Origin of the sequence: Streptomyces sp. CBMA156 (assembly GCF_014596515.1) — a bacterium.
Taxonomy (GTDB): domain Bacteria; phylum Actinomycetota; class Actinomycetes; order Streptomycetales; family Streptomycetaceae; genus Kitasatospora.
On record NZ_MSJQ01000249.1, the window covers coordinates 1 to 17,868 of the forward strand.

Consider the following 17,868-nt stretch of genomic DNA (forward strand, 5'->3'; position numbering starts at 1 on the left):
CCCGCGCACGGGCACCCCGGCGCAGTCCGCCCCGTCGCAGGACCAGGCCGACGCCACCCGGCAGGCCTCGCCGCCGGCGACCGGGCCCGCCACCGACGAGCCCTCGCCCACCGCCACTGCGAGCGGCCGGGCGAGCGCCGGGCCGACGCCCTCCGCGACGCCGTCCTCCGGTGCCACGGCGGCGCCCACCGCGAGTGCCTCCGGCTCCCCGTCGGCCACGCCCACCGAGAACCCCGACTGCGACGTGGACACCCGGGGCCTGACCGCCGGCGCGGCCGCCCCCGGGCACGTCGTCCCCGAGCAGAACTGGACCCTGAAGACCAGCCGGCTCGGCCTGCACGGCGCGGCCTTCCACGGCGTCTACGACGTGCGGACGCCGACCGGCAGCAAGCGCGTCCTGAAGTTCGTGGTCGACAGCGTGGACATCGAGAACCTCGACATGTCGACCCTGGAGGGCAACGGCGTCACCTTCCACGTCCAGGGCGCCCCCGGCTCGACCTCGACCATGCGCAAGGGCCCGGTCACCATGTACGTGGAGCGGCTGTCCGGCCACCTCTCCAAGGTGCTCGGTCTGCCGATCCCGATCGACCTGGGCGAGATCACCCTCACTCCGGACACCCTGCCGCGCTGGCTGTACGACCTGATCGGCGCCATCCCGATCCCGCTGGACCTGGAGCTGACCGGCGTCACCGTCAAGCAGGCCGGTCAGTTCGGCGGCACCCTGCACATCCCGGGGATGCACCTGTTCAACGACGACGCCCCCTACAGCGACGCGTAGCGGACGCCGTCACGCCCGTGGGGCGGCCCTCCCTCCGGGAGGACCGCCCCACGGGCGTTCAGGACCGACGGGTGCTCACTCGCCCTGGGTGCCCAGGTGGTGCACCTGCACCATGTTGGTGGTGCCGGGGATGCCGACCGGGACACCGGCGGTGACGATGACGGTCTCGCCCTCGCCGAGCCGGCCCAGTCGCAGCAGCTCCCGGTCGACCTGCGCGACCATCGCGTCGGTGGTGGCCACCTGCTCGGTCACGTAGGCCTCGACGCCCCAGCTCAGCGAGAGCTGGTTGCGGGTGGCGGTGTCCGGGGTGAAGGCGATCACCGGGATCGGCGAGCGGTAGCGGGACAGCCGGCGGGCGGTGTCACCGGACTTGGTGAAGGCGACCAGCGCCTTGCCGTCCAGGAAGTCGCCCAGCTCGCACGCCGCACGGGCGACGGAGCCGCCCTGGGTGCGCGGCTTGCGGCCCGGGTTGAGCGGCTGGAGGCCCTGGGAGAGCATCTCCTCCTCGGCCTTCTCGCAGATCCGGCTCATGGTGCGGACGGTCTCGATCGGATACTTGCCGACGCTCGACTCGGCGGAGAGCATCACCGCGTCGGCGCCGTCCAGGATGGCGTTGGCGACGTCGGAGACCTCGGCGCGGGTCGGGCGCGAGGCGTGGATCATCGACTCCATCATCTGGGTGGCGACGATGACCGGCTTGGCGTTGCGGCGGGCCAGGGTGACCAGCTGCTTCTGGACGAGCGGCACCCGCTCCAGCGGGTACTCGACGGCCAGGTCGCCGCGGGCGACCATGATGGCGTCGAAGGCGAGGACGATCTCCTCCATGGCTTCGACGGCCTGCGGCTTCTCGATCTTGGCGATGACCGGCACCCGGATGCCGACCTCGTCCATGACCTCGTGGACGTCCTTGACGTCGTCCGCGTTGCGGACGAAGGACAGGGCGACCATGTCGACGCCCAGGCGCAGCGCGAAGCGCAGGTCGTCCTTGTCCTTCTCGGACAGGGCGGGCACGTTCACGGCCGCGCCGGGCAGGTTGATGCCCTTGTTGTTCGAGAGCACGCCGCCCTCGATCACCACGGTCTTCACCCGCGGGCCGTCGACGCTGACGACCTCCAGGGCGATGACGCCGTCGTTGATCAGGACCGGGTCGCCGGGCTTCACGTCGCCCGGCAGGCCCTTGTAGGTGGTGCCGCAGATGTGCTGGTCACCGGGGACGTCCTCGGTGGTGATGGTGAACTCGTCGCCGTTGTCGACGGTCACCGGGCCGTTGGCGAAGGTCGCCAGACGGATCTTCGGACCCTGGAGGTCGGCCAGGACGCCGATGGCCTTGCCGGTGTCCTCCGAGACCTGGCGGACCTTGTGGTACCGCTCCTCGTGGTCCGCGTGGTTGCCGTGGCTCATGTTCAGTCGGGCGACGTTCATGCCCGCCTCGACGATGGCCTTCAGCTGTTCGTAGGAGTCCGTCGCCGGACCCAGGGTGCAGACAATTTTCGCTCGGCGCATATGGATCAGTCTATCCGTTCGTGTTATAGGTGCATTCGGCACGCACCGGGAGGAATCGCCGACGAAGGGTTCCGGGGAGTGAGACGTTTCCGTGTCAGTCCTCGGACTCCCGGCGTTCCTCGTGCACCAGTGCGAAGGACTGTCGGGCGATCTCCAGCTCCTCGTCGGTGGGCACCACGGCGACCGCCACCCGGCCGTACCCGGGCGAGATGATCCGGGCCCCGCCGGACCGCACCGAGTTCAGCTCCGGGTCGACGGCGATGCCCAGTTCCTCCAGTCCCGCGGTGGCCGCCGCGCGCACCGGCGCCGCGTTCTCCCCGACGCCCGCGGTGAACGCGATCGCGTCCACCCGGCCCAGCACCGCGTAGTAGCCGCCGATGTACTTGCGCAGCCGGTGGACGTACGAGTCGAAGGCCAGCTTCGCGTCCTCGTCCCCCTCGTCGGCCCGGCGCATGATCTCGCGCATGTCGTTCTCGCCGCACAGCCCGCGCAGGCCGCTGCGGCGGTTGAGCAGGTCGTCGATCTCGTCCACGGACAGCCCGCCGACCCGGTGCAGGTGGAACACCACGCCGGCGTCGATGTCGCCCGAGCGGGTGCCCATGACCAGGCCCTCCAGCGGGGTCAGGCCCATCGAGGTGTCCACGCAGCGCCCGCCGCTGACCGCCGAGGCGGAGGCGCCGTTGCCCAGGTGCAGCACGATCACGTTGACCTCGGCCGGGTCCTTGCCGAGCAGCCTGGCGGTGGCCCGCGAGACGTACTGGTGCGAGGTGCCGTGGAAGCCGTAGCGGCGCACCCGGTGCCGGTCGGCGACGGCCTTGTCGATCGCGTACCGGGCCGAGTACTCGGGCATCGAGGCGTGGAAGGCGGTGTCGAAGACGGCCACCTGGGGGAGGTCGGGGCGCAGCGCGCGGGCCACCTCGATGCCGGTGATGTTGGCCGGGTTGTGCAGCGGCGCGACCGGGATCAGCCGGCGGATCTCCTTGAGCACGTCGTCGGTGATCACGGTCGGCTCGGTGAACCGCAGGCCGCCGTGCACCACCCGGTGGCCGATCGCGGCCAGCTCGGGGGAGTCCAGCCCGAGGCCGTCGGCGGACAGCTCCGCGGCGACGGCCTTGAGCGCGGCGGCGTGGTCGGGGAAGACCTGGACGGTCTCGCGCGGCTCGCCGGTGCGCGGGGTGTGCACCAGGCGCCCGCCGGTCTCGCCGATCCGCTCGACCAGCCCGGCGGCGAGCCTGGCCCCGTCCAGCATGTCGATCAGCTGGTACTTCACCGACGAGGAGCCGGCGTTCAGCACGAGAACGCGGGTGCCATTGCTCATGCCGTGGGCTCCTTGCGGTCCTGGGACTGGATGGCGGTGATCGCGACGGTGTTGACGATGTCCTGCACCAGCGCGCCGCGCGAGAGGTCGTTGACGGGCTTGCGCAGCCCCTGGAGCACCGGGCCGACGGCGACGGCGCCGGCCGAGCGCTGGACCGCCTTGTAGGTGTTGTTGCCGGTGTTGAGGTCGGGGAAGATCAGCACGGTGGCCCGCCCGGCCACCGGGGAGCCCGGCAGCTTGGTGGCCGCGACGTGGGCGTCCACCGCCGCGTCGTACTGGATCGGGCCCTCGACCAGGATGTCGGGCCGCAGCTCGCGGACCAGTTCGGTGGCCTTGCGCACCTTGTCGACGTCCGCGCCGGAACCGGAGGTGCCGGTCGAGTACGAGAGCATCGCGACCCGCGGCTCCACCCCGAACTGGGCGGCGGTGGCGGCGGACTGGATGGCGATGTCGGCCAGCTGCTGGGCGTCCGGGTCGGGGTTGACCGCGCAGTCGCCGTACACCAGCACCTTGTCTGCCAGGCACATGAAGAAGACCGAGGAGACGATCGAGGCGTCCGGCGAGGTCTTGACCACCTCGAAGGCGGGCCGGATGGTGGCGGCGGTGGAGTGCACCGCGCCGGAGACCATGCCGTCCGCGATGCCCTCCTGGACCATCAGGGTGCCGAAGTACGAGACGTCGGTGACCACGTCCAGGGCCCGTTCGACGGTCATCCCCTTGTGGGCGCGCAGCTTCGCGTACAGCTCGGCGAACTGGCGGCGCAGCGGGCTGGTGGCCGGGTCGACGATCCGGACCCGGGCGCGGTCGCCGTCCGGCTCCTCCCCGGCCCCGAGGCCGGGCGGCGCCCCCACCTGCGGCAGCTCGATGCCGTGGGCGGCGGCTGTGCGGCGCACCGCGTCCGGCTCGCCGAGCAGGGTGAGGTCGCAGATGTTGCGGCGCAGCAGGATCTCGGCGGCGCGCAGCACCCGCTCCTCGGTGCCCTCGGGCAGGACGACGTGCCGGCGCCCGGCCCTGGCGCGTTCCAGCAGCTCGTGCTCGAACATCATCGGGGTGACCCGCTCGGACCGGCCGACCTCGATCAGGTTGGTCAACTCGGCGGTGTCGACGTGCAGTTCGAACAGCCCGAGGGCGATCTCGGCCTTCCGGGGGCTGGCCGAGGTGAGCTTGCCCTCCAGGTGGGTCAGATGGGCGGCGGTCGGCCAGCTGCCCCCGGGGACGACCGCGACCGGGGTGCCGGGGGCGAGCCGGGCGGCCAGGGCCATCACGTTGGGGCCGGGGTGCTGGCCGAGCGTCAGCAGCACGCCGGCGATCGGCGGGGCGCCGGCGGCGTGCGCGGCCAGCGAGCCGATCACCAGGTCGGCGCGGTCCCCGGGGGTGACGACCAGGGCGCCCTCGGTCAGCGCGTCGAGGAAGGTGGGCAGCATGGCGCCGCCGAAGACGTAGCCGCGCACGTCCCTGGCGAGGCCGGCGGCGTCCCCGAGCAGCACCTCGGCGCCGGTCGCCTCGACGAGTTGCGCGACGGTGGGCGCGGCCAGCGCCGGCTCGTCGGGGATGACGTAGGCGGGGATCGGCAGCTTCTCGGTGAGGGTGCGCTGGATCCGCTGCTTGCCGCCGGGGGCGACCCGGTTGGCGATCATCGCCAGGGTCTCGCAGCCGAGGTCGGTGTACGCCCGGTGCGCGTTGCGGACCTCGGCGATCACCGTCTCGGCGTCCGCGCCGTGCCCGCCGACCACCGGCAGCACGGCGGCGCCGAACTCGTTCGCCAGGCGGGCGTTGAAGGCGAGTTCGTCCGGGATGCCGGTGTCGGCGAAGTCGGTGCCCAGCACCAGCACCGCCTGGCAGCGCCGCTCCAGCGCGTGGAAGCGGTCGACCAGGACGGAGACCAGTTCGTCCTGCCCCCGGGCGGCCTGGAGCGCGGCGGCCTCCTCGTAGGTGAGGCCGTACAGCCCGGCGCTCGGCAGGTCGAGCCGGTAGCGGCCGCGCAGCAGCTCGACGACGTGGTCGGAGCCCGGTTGCCCGGGTGCGGCGGCGTGCACCAGCGGGCGGAACACCCCGACCCGGTCCACCTGGCGGGTGAGCAGTTCCATGACCCCGAGTTCGACCGCCTGGCGGCCGTCCCCCCGGTCGATACCGGTCACGTACACGCTGCGCGCCACGTGGGTGTCTCCGTCCCGTCGTCTCGGAAAGTGGTCATATCGACCATACCTTCGCACCCCGAACGACCGTCCGCGAGCAGAACGGCGAGGTTCGGGCAAGGGGCCGGAGGTCCTGCCGGGTGCCCGCCCGGCGGGGCGGGCGGGCACCCGGTTCCTCAGCGCGCCGGGCGGAGCCAGACGGTGGCGAGCGGGGGGAGCACCAGCTCGGCGGAGCGGGGCTGGTCGTCCCACGCGACCGGCTCGGCCTTGACCGGGTGGGAGTTGCCGACGCCGCTGCCGCCGTACTCCTCGGCGTCGGTGTTCAGCGCCTCCTCCCACAGCTGTTCGCGGCCCGCCAGCCGGGGCAGGCCGACCCGGTGGCCGTGCCGGACGACCGGCGAGAAGTTGCAGACCGCGACCAGCGGCGAGCCGTCGGCCGCGTACCGGACGAAGGAGAGCAGGTTGTCCTCGGCGGCGCCGCCGTCGAGCCAGCGGAAGCCCTCGGGGACGGTGTCCAGCTCCCACAGCGCCGGGGTGTCGAGGTAGCGGCGGTTGAGGTCGCGGACCAGCCGGCGCACCCCGAGGTGCTCCCGGTGGGCGGGCCACTGCTCGTCGAGCACCCACCACTGCGGGCCCTGCTCGTGGTCCCACTCCGCGCCCTGGGCGAACTCCTGCCCCATGAAGAGCAGTTGCTTGCCCGGGTGGGACCACATGAAGCCGAGGTAGGCGCGCTGGTTGGCGCGCTGCTGCCACCAGTCGCCGGGCATCTTGGAGACCAGGGACCGCTTGCCGTGCACCACCTCGTCGTGCGAGATCGGCAGGACGTAGTTCTCCGAGTAGGCGTACACCATCGAGAAGGTGATCTCGTTGTGGTGGTACCTGCGGTGCACCGGCTCCTTGGACATGTAGACCAGCGAGTCGTGCATCCAGCCCATGTTCCACTTCAGGCCGAAGCCGAGGCCGCCGGCGTCGGTGGGGCGGGTGACCCCGTCCCAGGCGGTGGACTCCTCGGCGACGGTCACCACGCCGGGGCAGCGCCGGTAGACGGTGGCGTTCATCTCCTGGAGGAAGGCGGCCGCGTCCAGGTTCTCCCGGCCGCCGAACCGGTTGGGCGTCCAGTCGCCGCCCTCGCGGGAGTAGTCGAGGTAGAGCATCGAGGCGACGGCGTCCACCCGAAGGCCGTCGACGTGGAACTCCTCGCACCAGTAGACCGCGTTGGCGACCAGGAAGTTGCGCACCTCCTTGCGGCCGTAGTCGAACTCCAGCGTCCCCCAGTCAGGGTGCTCGGCGCGCAGCGGGTCGGCCGGCTCGTACAGCGGCTCGCCGTCGAAGCGGGCGAGCGCGAAGTCGTCCTTGGGGAAGTGGGCGGGCACCCAGTCGACGATCACGCCGATGCCGTGCCGGTGCAGGGTGTCCACCAGGTACCGGAAGTCGTCCGGGCCGCCGAGCCGGGCGGTGGGGGCGTAGTAGCCGGACACCTGGTAGCCCCAGGAGCCGCCGAAGGGGTGCTCCATCACCGGCATGAGCTCCACGTGGGTGAAGTTCAACTCCTGGAGGTAGCGCGGCAGTTCCTCGGCGATGGCGCGGTAGGTGGTGAGGTCGGGGCGCCAGGAGGGCAGGTGCAGCTCGTACACCGACATCGGTGCCCTGTGGTGGGTGGCGCGGGCCCGGCGGGCCATCCACTCGCCGTCCTGCCACGCGTAGGAGGAGGAGGTGACCACCGAGGCGGTGCCGGGCGGGCACTGGGCGGCCCTGGCCAGCGGGTCGGCCTTGTCCAGCACCCAGCCCTCCCGGGTGTGCACCTCGTACTTGTAGGTGGCGCCCTCGGCCAGCTCGGGGACGAACAGCTCCCAGATCCCGGACGAGCCGAGCGAGCGCATCGGGTGCCCGGTGCCGTCCCAGTGGTTGAAGTCCCCGATCAGCCTGACCCCGGCGGCGTTCGGCGCCCAGACCGCGAAGGCGGTGCCGGGCACCCCGTCGACGGTGCGCACGTGCGCGCCGAGTGCCCGCCACAGCTGCTCGTGGCGGCCCTCGGAGATCAGGTGCAGGTCCAGTTCGCCCAGGGTGGGCGGGGTGCGGTAGCCGTCGTGCTGGCGCAGCGGCTCGCCGCCCGGGTACGTCACCAGCAGGGTGTACTCCGGCGGTTCGCCGCCGGCCACCAGGCCGGTGAACAACCCGCCCTGCTGGTGGGTGAGTTCGGCCGGGCCCTGGGAGGTCTCGACGACCACCCGCTCGGCGAGGGGGCGCAGCACCCGGATCGCGGTGCCGCCGTGTACCGGGTGCGCGCCGAGCAGTGCGTGCGGGTCGTGGTGCTGTCCGCCCACCAGCCGGTCGACCTCGGCCGGCGGCAGCGGTGCCTCGGGCAGCCGCAGTGCCCCGGCGGGGGCCGGGCGTCCGGCTCCCCCGGGGTCCGTGGCCGCGGGCGGGAGCGGCGCGGGCGGGAGGTGTGCGGGCTGGAGCGGCTCGGGCTGGAGGTGTGCGGGTGGGAGCGGCTCGGGCTGGAGGTGTGCGGGTGGGAGCGGCTCGGGCTGGAGGTGTGCGGGTGGGAGCGGCTCGGGGGGTTCCGCCCCGGGGTCGGCGTTCCCTCCCTCCTCGGTCGTCCGGCGCACCTCGCGCTCCTGGCCGGCGCGCCCCCCTTCGGCGGGGAGCGGCCCGGCCAGGAAGGTGGCCGGTACGGGGCTGGGGGTGGGGCGGCCGGTCGGGTCGATCGGCGTCACGGCGGGGTCCTCCTGCGGCGGGGGTGGGCGAACTCCTGCGGGCGGGACAGGAAGCGGGGCGGGCGTTGTCGGACGGGCAGGGGTCGGACGGGCAGGGTCAGACGGGCAGGGCCAGCCGGCTGATCGCGGCCAGCGGGATCGGCAGCCAGCTCGGCCGGTGCCGGGCCTCGTACACCACCTCGTACACCGCCTTGTCGATCTCCAGCGCCCGCATCAGCTCCGGCGAGGCCGCCGGGTCGGCGCCGCCTCCCGCGGTGTAGCCGGCGCAGAAGGCGGTGCGGTTGCGCTGGGCCCAGGCGGCAGCCAGGTGGGCCAGCTCCGGATCGACCGGGCCGCCGGCCAGCAGGTGGGCGGCCGCGTAGTCGAAGGAGCGCAGCATCGCGGCGATGTCGCGCAGGGCCGGCTGCGGTTCGCGGCGCTCGTTGACCGATTTGGCCGGCTCGCCCTCGAAGTCCAGCAGCACCCAGCCGTGCGGGGTCCGCATCGCCTGTCCGAGGTGCAGGTCGCCGTGGATGCGCTGGACCGGCAGGCCGTCCGGGTGGGCGTCGGCGAGCTGCTGGAAGGCGGCGCGCAGTGCGGCCCGGAAGCGCAGCAGCCCGGGGACGGCGGCGACGGCGCTGTCCAGCCGGTCGGCCATCGCGCCGGCCAGCCGTCCGGTCTGGGTGCGGTCGAGTCTGGCCACCGGCATCGAGCGGGCCAGTACCCGGTGCACCTCGGCGGTGGCGCGGCCGAGCCGGTGCGCCTCGATGGCGAAGTTGCCGGGGGAGCGGTCGCCCTTGAGTCGGCCGACCTGGTCGAGGGCGAGTTCCCAGCCGTCCTCGGCGTCCGGCAGGTAGCGCTGCAGCAGCCCGAGGGTGGCGGGCTCGGCGCGTTCCATCCGGCTCTCGAACCAGGCGGCGACCCGGGGGATGCGGGTGGAGCCGGCCCGGGAGAGCGCGAGCGAGAGTTCGAGGTCGGGGTTGGTGCCGGGGTGGATGCGGCGGAACAGCTTGAGGATGTACGAGGTGCCGTAGATGACCGAGCTGTTGGACTGCTCGGCGGTGGAGGCGCGGCCGGGGAGGTTGGCGGGCAGTCCGGAGCCCGGGGTGCGGCGGAAGGACAGGGCGCCGAAGCGGTCACCGGTGGCAAGGTGTTCCAGCAGCCGCCCGGTGAGCTCGGGGTCGTGCACCGCGTCGTAGAGGGTCGCGCCGTCGTACGGGCCCTGGCTGAGCCGGCCGAGCACGGCGCCGGGCCCGATGTCCCCGAGTCCGGCCGAGCGGATGCCGAGCAGCAGCTGGTAGATGTCGCCGTGCGGGGCGCCGGCCGTGGTGGCGTGCTCGACCCGCAGCAGCAGGTGCAGCAGGGCCGGGTCGCCGACCTGGAGGGGGGTGCCGACCACCGGGGTGAGGCCGGTGATGGGCCTCCCCTTCCCCGCGTACCAGCGCTGGCTGGGCAGCCACGCGGCGATCAGTGGCAGGGCCGCCTGGACGAGTTCGCTGACCCCCAGGGCGGTTCTCCTGGACCCGGTGGCCCGGGTGCCCGCCGGTGCGGCGGAACCGGTGGGGGCGTCGTCCTGGAGGTGGGCTTGAGAACGGGAGGTTTCGGACATGACTCCCTTTCCCCGGAAGCGCGCGCGGACTGCCCGACGGGTCGTGGCCGGGTCCGTCAGTCTTCCGGATTGCGGCGGCGCGGCGGTCGCGGCACGCGAGCACACGGCTCGGGTGTCACGCCTTCGTGTGGGTGGCCGTTGGGCTGTTCTCCGTACACGGTGGTGCAGAGAACTCCGGGGGCGCGGGGGTTCAACTCGCGCCCCCGGAGGGTCTGGTGGTGCTGTTCACGCTGGTGTGCCGGGTGCGGCGGATCGTTACTTCGACCGCCTGGTCCCGCTCAGGCGCGGTGGCTGCCGGAGCTGGAACCAGTAGAAGCCGTGCCCGGCCAGGGTGAGCAGGTAGGGCCACTCGCCGATCGACGGGAAGCGCACCCCGCCGATCAGCTCGACCGGGTACCGTCCGCCGTACTGCCGGAGGTCCAGCTCGGTCGGCTGCGCGAACCGCGAGAAGTTGTTCACGCACATGACCAGGTCCCCCTCGTGCTCGCGCACGAAGGCCAGCACGGCGGGATTGCTGGAGGGCAGTTCGGCGTAGCTGCCGAGGCCGAACGCCGGATTGAGCTTGCGGATCTCGATCATGCGACGGGTCCAGTGCAGCAGCGAACTCGAACTGCTCTGCTGCGCCTCGACGTTGGTCACCTGGTAGCCGTACACCGGGTCCATGATGGGCGGCAGACTGAGCCTGCCCGGGTCGGCGGACGAGAAACCCGCGTTGCGGTCCGGGGTCCACTGCATCGGGGTGCGCACGCCGTCCCGGTCGCCGAGCCAGATGTTGTCGCCCATGCCGATCTCGTCCCCGTAGTAGAGGACCGGCGAGCCCGGCAGGGAGAGCAGCAGGGCGGTGAACAGCTCGATCTGGTTGCGGTCGTTCTCCAGCAGCGGGGCGAGCCGGCGGCGGATGCCCACGTTGGCGCGCATCCGGGGGTCCTTGGCGTACTCCGCGTACATGTAGTCGCGCTCCTCGTCGGTGACCATCTCCAGGGTCAGCTCGTCGTGGTTGCGCAGGAAGATCCCCCACTGGCAGCCGCCCGGGATCTGCGGGGTCTTGGCGAGGATCTCCGACACCGGGTAGCGGGACTCCCGGCGCACCGCCATGAAGATCCGGGGCATCACCGGGAAGTGGAACGCCATGTGGCACTCGTCGCCGCCGGAGGCGAAGTCGCCGAAGTAGTCGACGACGTCCTCCGGCCACTGGTTGGCCTCGGCGAGCAGCACCGTGTCCGGGTAGTTGGCGTCGATCTCCTTGCGGACCCGCTGGAGGAACTCGTGGGTCTCCGGCAGGTTCTCGCAGTTGGTCCCCTCGCGGGCGAACAGGTACGGCACCGCGTCCAGCCGGAAGCCGTCGATGCCGAGGTCGAGCCAGAACCGCAGCCCGGCGATCATCTCGGCCTGGACCCGGGGGTTGTCGTAGTTGAGGTCCGGCTGGTGCGAGAAGAAGCGGTGCCAGTAGTACTGCTTGCGGACCGGGTCGTAGGTCCAGTTGGACGTCTCGGTGTCGACGAAGATGATCCGGGCGTCCGGGTACTGCTTGTCGTCGTCGGCCCACATGTAGAAGTCGCCGTACGGCCCGTCCGGGTCCGACCGGGAGGCCTGGAACCACGGGTGCTGGTCGCTGGTGTGGTTCATGACGAAGTCGATGACGATGCGCATGCCGCGGGCGTGCGCGGCGTCGACGAACTCCATGAAGTCGGCGAGGTCGCCGAACTCCGGCAGCACCGAGGTGTAGTCGGACACGTCGTACCCGCCGTCGCGCAGCGGCGAGGCGAAGAACGGCGGGAGCCAGAGGCAGTCGATCCCGAGCCACTGGAGGTAGTCGAGCTTGGCCGTGAGCCCCTTGAGGTCCCCGACCCCGTCGCCGTTGCTGTCCTGGAAGGACCGCACCAGCACCTCGTAGAAGACCGCACGCTTGAACCACTCGGGGTCGAGCTTCTTCTTCGAGGTCTCGGGGAAGGTGTCGGGGACGGGCTCGTTCACTGTCACGCTGGGTTCCTCCGAACCGTGAGGAGGTGAGCCGGCTCGGCTGAGGGATCGAGCCGGACGTAGTTGTGCCGGCCCCAGGTGTAGACGGCGCCGGTGAGCTCGTCGTGCACCGCGTACGGGCCGTCCGTGTCGTGCCCGGGGAGGGCGAGCGTGACGGTGGCCTCCTGGACGTGGTGCGGGTCGAGGTTCACCACGGTGATGACCTGGTCGGTGAGGCCCTCGGGGGTGGTCGCGGTCTTGGAGTAGGCGAGCACCTGGTCGTTGTCGGTGGGGTGGAAGCGCAGGTCGCGCAGCTGCCGGAGGGCGGGGTGGCGGCGGCGCAGCCGGTTCAGCACGGTCAGCAGCGGGGCCAGGGTGTCGGTGCGGCTCCAGTCGCGCGGGCGCAGTTCGTACTTCTCCGAGTGCAGGTACTCCTCGGAGCCCGGGTGGGCCGGCTCGTTCTCGTACAGCTCGTAGCCGGCGTAGACGCCGTAGCTGGGGGAGAGGGTGGCGGCGAGCACCGCGCGGACCGCGAAGGCGGCGCGGCCGCCGTGCTGGAGGTACGCGTGCAGGATGTCCGGGGTGTTGGCGAAGAAGTTGGGCCGCATGTAGGAGGCGGCGTCACCGCTGAGTTCGGTGAGGTACTCGGTGAGTTCCTGCTTGGTGGTGCGCCAGGTGAAGTACGTGTACGACTGGTGGAAACCGATCTTCGCAAGGGCCTGCATCATCGCCGGGCGGGTGAAGGCCTCGGCCAGGAACACGACGTCCGGGTCGGTGCGGGCGACGTCGGCGAGCACCTTCTCCCAGAACACCACCGGTTTGGTGTGGGGGTTGTCGACCCGGAAGATCCGGACTCCGTGCGACATCCAGAAGCGGAGGATCCGGATGCTTTCCTTGACGATTCCGTCCATGTCCTGGTCGAAGTTGACCGGATAGATGTCCTGGTACTTCTTCGGCGGATTCTCGGCGTACGCGATGGTGCCGTCCGCGCGGTGGTTGAACCATTCCGGATGCTTGTTCACCCACGGGTGGTCGGGGGAGCACTGGAGTGCGAAGTCCAGCGCCACCTCCAGGTGCAGCGCCTGCGCCTCGGCGACGAAGTGGTCGAAGTCCTCGATGGTGCCGAGGTCCGGGTGGAGCGCGTCGTGGCCGCCCTCGGGGGAGCCGATCGCCCAGGGCGAGCCGACGTCGTGCGGACCGGCCGTCAGGGTGTTGTCCGGGCCCTTGCGGAAGGCTCGGCCGATCGGGTGGACCGGCGGCAGGTAGACCACGTCGAAGCCCATCGCGGCGACGGCCGGCAGCCGCTCGGCGGCGGTGCGCAGGGTGCCGTGGCGCGGCGGTTCGACGCCGGCCGGGTCCACCACCGCGCCCTCCGAACGGGGGAAGAACTCGTACCAGGAGCCGAACAGCGCGCGCTCGCGGTCGACCTGGAGCGGCAGCGGGCGGGAGGCGCTGAGCAGCTCGCGCAGCGGGTGGCGGGCCAGCACGTCGAGCACCTCGGGGGCGACCGCGGCGGCCAGCCGGGACAGCGGCGGCAGCGACGGGTCGCGCAGCGCGTCGGCGGCGGCCAGGACGTCGGCGCGGCCCTCCTTCTTGGGCACCCCGGCCGCGGCCTGCTCCAGCAGCCGGGCGCCCTCCTCCAGGACCAGCGCGGTGTCGATCCCGGCGGGCAGCTTCACCGCAGCGGCCTTGCGCCAGGTGGCGACCGGGTCGCTCCACGCCTCCACCAGGTACGACCAGCGGCCGGGAGCGGTCGGGGTCACGTGCGCGCCCCAGCGGTCGGTGCCCTCGGCCAGCTCGCGCATCGGCGTCCACGGGCCGCTGCGGCCGCGCGGGTCGCGCAGCACCACGTTGGCGTTGACGGCGTCGTGGCCCTCGCGGAAGACGGTCGCGGTGACCGGGAAGGTCTCGCCGACGACGGCCTTGGCCGGGCGGCGGCCGGCGTCGACGAGGGGACTGACGTCCAGGACGGGGATGCGGCCGATCACGGTGTCGCTCTCTGTCGTCTTGCGGGCGGAGGGCTTGGCGGTGGCCTTGGCCGGGGGTTTGGCGGGGGTCTTGCCGGCGGCCTTGGTGGAGGCCCGGCCCGCGGTCTTCCCCGCGGCTGCCTTCCCCGTGGGGGTTTCCCCCGCGGAGGCCTTGGCGGCGGACGTCCGGCGCGGCGCCGGATCGGCCCCGGCGCCGCCCTTCGGGGTGGTGGCCGACGCGGTGGCCGTGGTGCGGCGCGTGGTGGTGCGCCTGCGGGGTGCCGCGGTGCTGTCCTCCTCGGCCCCTGGGTGTCGGTCCGCCGGGGAGGGCCCGGCCGCGGAGGGCCGGGCTTCGGAGGATCCGCCACGGACCGCCCCGGACGCCCTCGGCGCCGGCATCGCCGGATCTGTCCGAGTGTCAGAATCCATCCGTCCGGCGGATTCCGCGACCGCTGCGTCGAGGGTGTCGGCCACCGGTGTGGACTGGTCCCGCGTGTCGCCGTGCATGCCAAGCTCCTGCCCGAGATCGGCGGCAGCTCCCCGCGGGCCGAGGCCGGGGGAGTACCGGGAAGACTGCTGGGTGGGGAGGACGTGCGACCGGAGCCTGCCCGCGCCGCTGTTCCCGGCAACCTGCCCGGCGCCCGCCGAGCCGGCGGTGGGGCGCCCCGGAGCCCGTGTGCGTCCCGGCGCACGCCTCCGCGGGGCACGCGTCTTGGGCGACCCGGTCCACCCGTGAACGAGCGGACCGGGTGCGAGGACACGCGTCCGTGCGCGGTGAGCGCCGAATGGGCTAAGAAGGACGGGAACGGTCAACGCGAAAAGGATTCGGACGTGCTGCTTCGAGGGGGACGCCACCCGTCGTCGCACTGCCCACAGCATCGAACGACCTTCGGCCATCCTCGCACCGGAGGCGGGGTTTTTGCAGCGGTACGACAGTAGTTTCGGGTCTTCTCCCGAGTGGATGAGCCATCGGAAATGGACCCGTACCGAAGAGTTCACGTATTGGTAGCGCAGGCCCCGGAAATGTGCGCCGCGCGCGCCCCCCGTGCAGACCAATGCGCCGAATGCGATCTCATCAATAGGCCGAACGGATGCCCAATAGTCCACTTGACGCTCTGTCGGGCCGATCGCCGAGGCTACGCTTCACGCCGTGAAGGCAATCCGCAGATTCACCGTCCGCACCGTCCTGCCCGAACAACTCCAGCCGTTGCACGAGCTGGCCCTCAACCTGCGCTGGTCCTGGCACCCCGAGACCAGGGACCTGTTCCGGTCCGTGGACCCCGAGGTCTGGGCCGCGACCGGCGAGGACCCGGTGCGGCTGCTCGGGGAGGTCCCGGCCACCCGGCTCGCCGCGCTCGCCACCGACCGGCGCTTCCTGCGCAGACTCGGCGACCTCGCCGAGGACCTGCGCGAGTACCTGACCGGCCCGCGCTGGTACCAGACCCGTCAGGCGGCCGATGCCGCCCCGCTGCCCGCCGCGATCGCCTACTTCTCACCCGAGTACGGCATCGCCGCCGCGCTGCCCCAGTACTCCGGCGGACTCGGCATCCTGGCCGGCGACCACCTCAAGGCCGCCAGCGACCTCGGGGTGCCGGTCATCGGCGTCGGCCTGTTCTACCGGCACGGCTACTTCCGGCAGTCCCTGAGCCGGGACGGCTGGCAACAGGAGCGCTATCCGCTGCTCGATCCGGACGAACTCGCGGTCAGCCTGCTCCGGGAGGCCGACGGCACCCCCAGCCGGATCGACCTCGCCCTGCCCGGCGGCCGCACCCTGGCCGCCCACATCTGGAAGGCCCAGGTCGGGCGGGTCCCGCTGCTGCTGCTCGACTCCGACATCGAGGCCAACTCGCCGGCCGAGCGGGACGTCACCGACCGGCTGTACGGCGGCGGCAGCGAGCACCGGCTGCTCCAGGAGATGCTGCTCGGCATCGGCGGCGTCCGGGCGGTGCGCGCCCACTGCCGGCTCACCGGGCACCCGGCCCCCGACGTCTTCCACACCAACGAGGGCCACGCCGGCTTCCTCGGCGTGGAACGCATCCGGGAGCTGGTCGCCGAGGCCCCGGCGGGCCTCGACTTCGCCGCCGCCCTGGAGGCCGTCCGGGCCGGCACCCTCTTCACCACCCACACCCCCGTCCCGGCCGGCATCGACCGCTTCGACCGCGAGCTGGTCGCCCGCCACTTCGGCGGCGACGCCGCGCTGCCCGGCGTGCCGGTCGACCAGGTGCTCGCGCTCGGCGCCGAGAGCTGGCCCGACGGGGACCCGAAGCTGTTCAACATGGCCGCCATGGGCCTGCGGCTGGCCCAGCGCGCCAACGGGGTCTCCACCCTGCACGGCGAGGTCAGCCGCTCGATGTTCAACGGCCTGTGGCCCGGCTTCGACCCCGCCGAGGTACCGATCACCTCGGTCACCAACGGGGTGCACGCCGCCACCTGGATCGACCCGGCGGTGGTCAGGCTCGGCGCCGCCGAGATCGGCGCCGAGCGCGCCGAGGAGGCGATGACCACCGGCGAGACCCGGCGCTGGACCGGCCTGGAGCTGATCGGCAACACCGAGGTCTGGGAGCTGCGGCGCAGCCTGCGGGCGCAGCTGGTGGAGGAGGCCAGGCGCCGGCTGCACGCCTCCTGGCGCCGGCGCGGGGCCGGCGAGGCCGAACTCGGCTGGGTCTCCTCGGTGCTCGACCCCGACGTGCTGACCATCGGCTTCGCCCGCCGGGTGCCCTCGTACAAGCGGCTCACCCTGATGCTGCGGGACGCCGAGCGGCTGCGCGCCCTGCTGCTGCACCCCACCAGGCCGGTGCAGATCGTGGTCGCCGGCAAGGCCCACCCGGCCGACGACGGCGGCAAGCGGCTGATCCAGCAGATGGTCGCCTTCGCCGACGACCCGGCGGTGCGGCACCGGATCGTCTTCCTGCCCGACTACGACATGGCGATGGCCCAGCGCCTCTACCCGGGCTGCGACGTCTGGCTGAACAACCCGCTGCGCCCGCTGGAGGCCTGCGGCACCTCGGGGATGAAGGCCGCGCTCAACGGCTGCCTCAACCTGTCCGTCCTGGACGGCTGGTGGGACGAGTGGTACGACGGCCGCAACGGCTGGGCGATCCCCACCGCCGACGAGAGCGGCGGGGTGCTCGACCCGGACAGCGGCGAGGCCGAGCGGCGCGACGACATCGAGGCGGCCGCGCTCTACGACCTGATCGAGAACCAGGTCGCCGCCCGGTTCTACGACCGGGACGGGGACGGGCTGCCGCAGCAGTGGATCGCCATGGTCCGGCACACCCTGGTGACCCTCGGGCCCAAGGTGCTGGCCGGGCGGATGGTCCGGGAGTACGTCGAACGGCTGTACGCCCCGGCGGCGCAGGCCCAGCGGGAGCTGGCGGACCGGCAGGGCCGCAGCGCGCGCGAGCTGGCGGTGTGGAAGGCGAAGGTCAGGGAGGCGTGGCCGGCCGTCCGGGTGGAGCACGTCGAGGCGGACTGCCCGGCCGACGCGCAGGAGCTGGGCAGCTCGCTGGCGCTGCGGGTGCAGGTCGGGCTCGGGACGCTGGAGCCGGCCGACGTCGAGGTGCAGGCGGTCTCCGGCCGGGTCGACGAGCGCGACCGCATCTCGGACGCCTGCCTGCTCGCCCTCAAGCCGGTCGGCGGGCCCGACCTGGACGGCCGCACCCGCTACGAGGGCTCGCTGGAGCTGTGCCGGACGGGACCGTTCGGCTACACCGTCCGGGTGCTGCCCGCGCACCCCCGGCTGGCCTCGCCGGCCGAGCTGGGGCTGGTCGCCCTGCCCGCCGAGTCGGCCGGGATGGACGCCGGGCTGCTGCGCTGACCCTCGGACGGCCGCCGGCGTGGGCGGCCGTCCGGGGCGGCCGTGAACCGTGCGCGCGGCCGTTCCCGTTCCGTCCCTCGGGAAGT

The 17,868-nt window shown here is 72.7% G+C and carries 8 protein-coding genes and 1 pseudogene; 2 read left to right on the forward strand and 7 right to left on the reverse strand.

What is annotated here, in order from left to right; genetic code table 11:
- Nucleotides 1–778: pseudogene (locus BU198_RS20485) on the forward strand (hypothetical protein); the annotation flags it as partial.
- Nucleotides 779–853: 75 nt separating this feature from the next.
- On the opposite strand, the gene pyk reads toward BU198_RS20485, so the two are convergent.
- The 7 genes from pyk to BU198_RS20520 form a co-directional block, all read right to left on the reverse strand.
- Nucleotides 854–2,281: a pyruvate kinase gene (pyk, locus tag BU198_RS20490; RefSeq protein WP_188298301.1), complete on the reverse strand. Its 1,428-nt coding sequence runs from the start codon at nucleotides 2,279–2,281 to the stop codon at nucleotides 854–856.
- A gap of 94 nt (nucleotides 2,282–2,375) precedes the next feature.
- Complete coding sequence (locus BU198_RS20495) at nucleotides 2,376–3,599, reverse strand: acetate kinase (protein WP_188298302.1); 1,224 nt, start codon at nucleotides 3,597–3,599, stop codon at nucleotides 2,376–2,378.
- Nucleotides 3,596–5,755 (reverse strand): phosphate acetyltransferase, encoded by a 2,160-nt coding sequence (gene pta, locus BU198_RS20500; protein ID WP_188298303.1) that lies wholly within the window; start codon nucleotides 5,753–5,755, stop codon nucleotides 3,596–3,598. The genes BU198_RS20495 and pta overlap by 4 nt, the downstream gene beginning before the upstream one ends.
- Nucleotides 5,756–5,910: 155 nt before the next feature.
- A complete protein-coding gene (gene glgB, locus BU198_RS20505; RefSeq protein ID WP_411293215.1) occupies nucleotides 5,911–8,451 on the reverse strand; it encodes a 1,4-alpha-glucan branching enzyme in 2,541 nt (846 codons plus the stop codon).
- A 97-nt stretch (nucleotides 8,452–8,548) separates the two neighbouring features.
- Entirely contained in the window at nucleotides 8,549–10,039 is a 1,491-nt protein-coding gene (locus BU198_RS20510; protein WP_188298304.1) for a maltokinase N-terminal cap-like domain-containing protein, read from the reverse strand.
- Nucleotides 10,040–10,294: 255 nt separating this feature from the next.
- Nucleotides 10,295–12,019 (reverse strand): maltose alpha-D-glucosyltransferase, encoded by a 1,725-nt coding sequence (treS, locus tag BU198_RS20515; protein ID WP_188298305.1) that lies wholly within the window; start codon nucleotides 12,017–12,019, stop codon nucleotides 10,295–10,297.
- Entirely contained in the window at nucleotides 12,016–13,986 is a 1,971-nt protein-coding gene (locus BU198_RS20520) for an alpha-1,4-glucan--maltose-1-phosphate maltosyltransferase (RefSeq protein ID WP_188298362.1), read from the reverse strand. Before BU198_RS20520 ends, treS begins: the two co-directional genes overlap by 4 nt.
- Nucleotides 13,987–15,115: 1,129 nt before the next feature.
- Here BU198_RS20520 and glgP point away from each other — a divergent pair.
- The gene (glgP, locus tag BU198_RS20525) at nucleotides 15,116–17,782 is read left to right on the forward strand and encodes an alpha-glucan family phosphorylase (protein WP_188298306.1); all 2,667 of its coding nucleotides are present in this window, start codon (nucleotides 15,116–15,118) and stop codon (nucleotides 17,780–17,782) included.
- The last annotated feature ends 86 nt before the right edge of the window (nucleotides 17,783–17,868 follow it).

Bases quoted from the DNA above. Each gene is read 5' to 3' on its own strand.
- BU198_RS20510 (WP_188298304.1), bottom strand. From the start codon at position 10,039: ATGTCCGAAACCTCCCGTTCTCAAGCCCACCTCCAGGACGACGCCCCC.
- BU198_RS20495 (WP_188298302.1), bottom strand. From the start codon at position 3,599: ATGAGCAATGGCACCCGCGTTCTCGTGCTGAACGCCGGCTCCTCGTCG.
- pyk (WP_188298301.1), bottom strand. From the start codon at position 2,281: ATGCGCCGAGCGAAAATTGTCTGCACCCTGGGTCCGGCGACGGACTCC.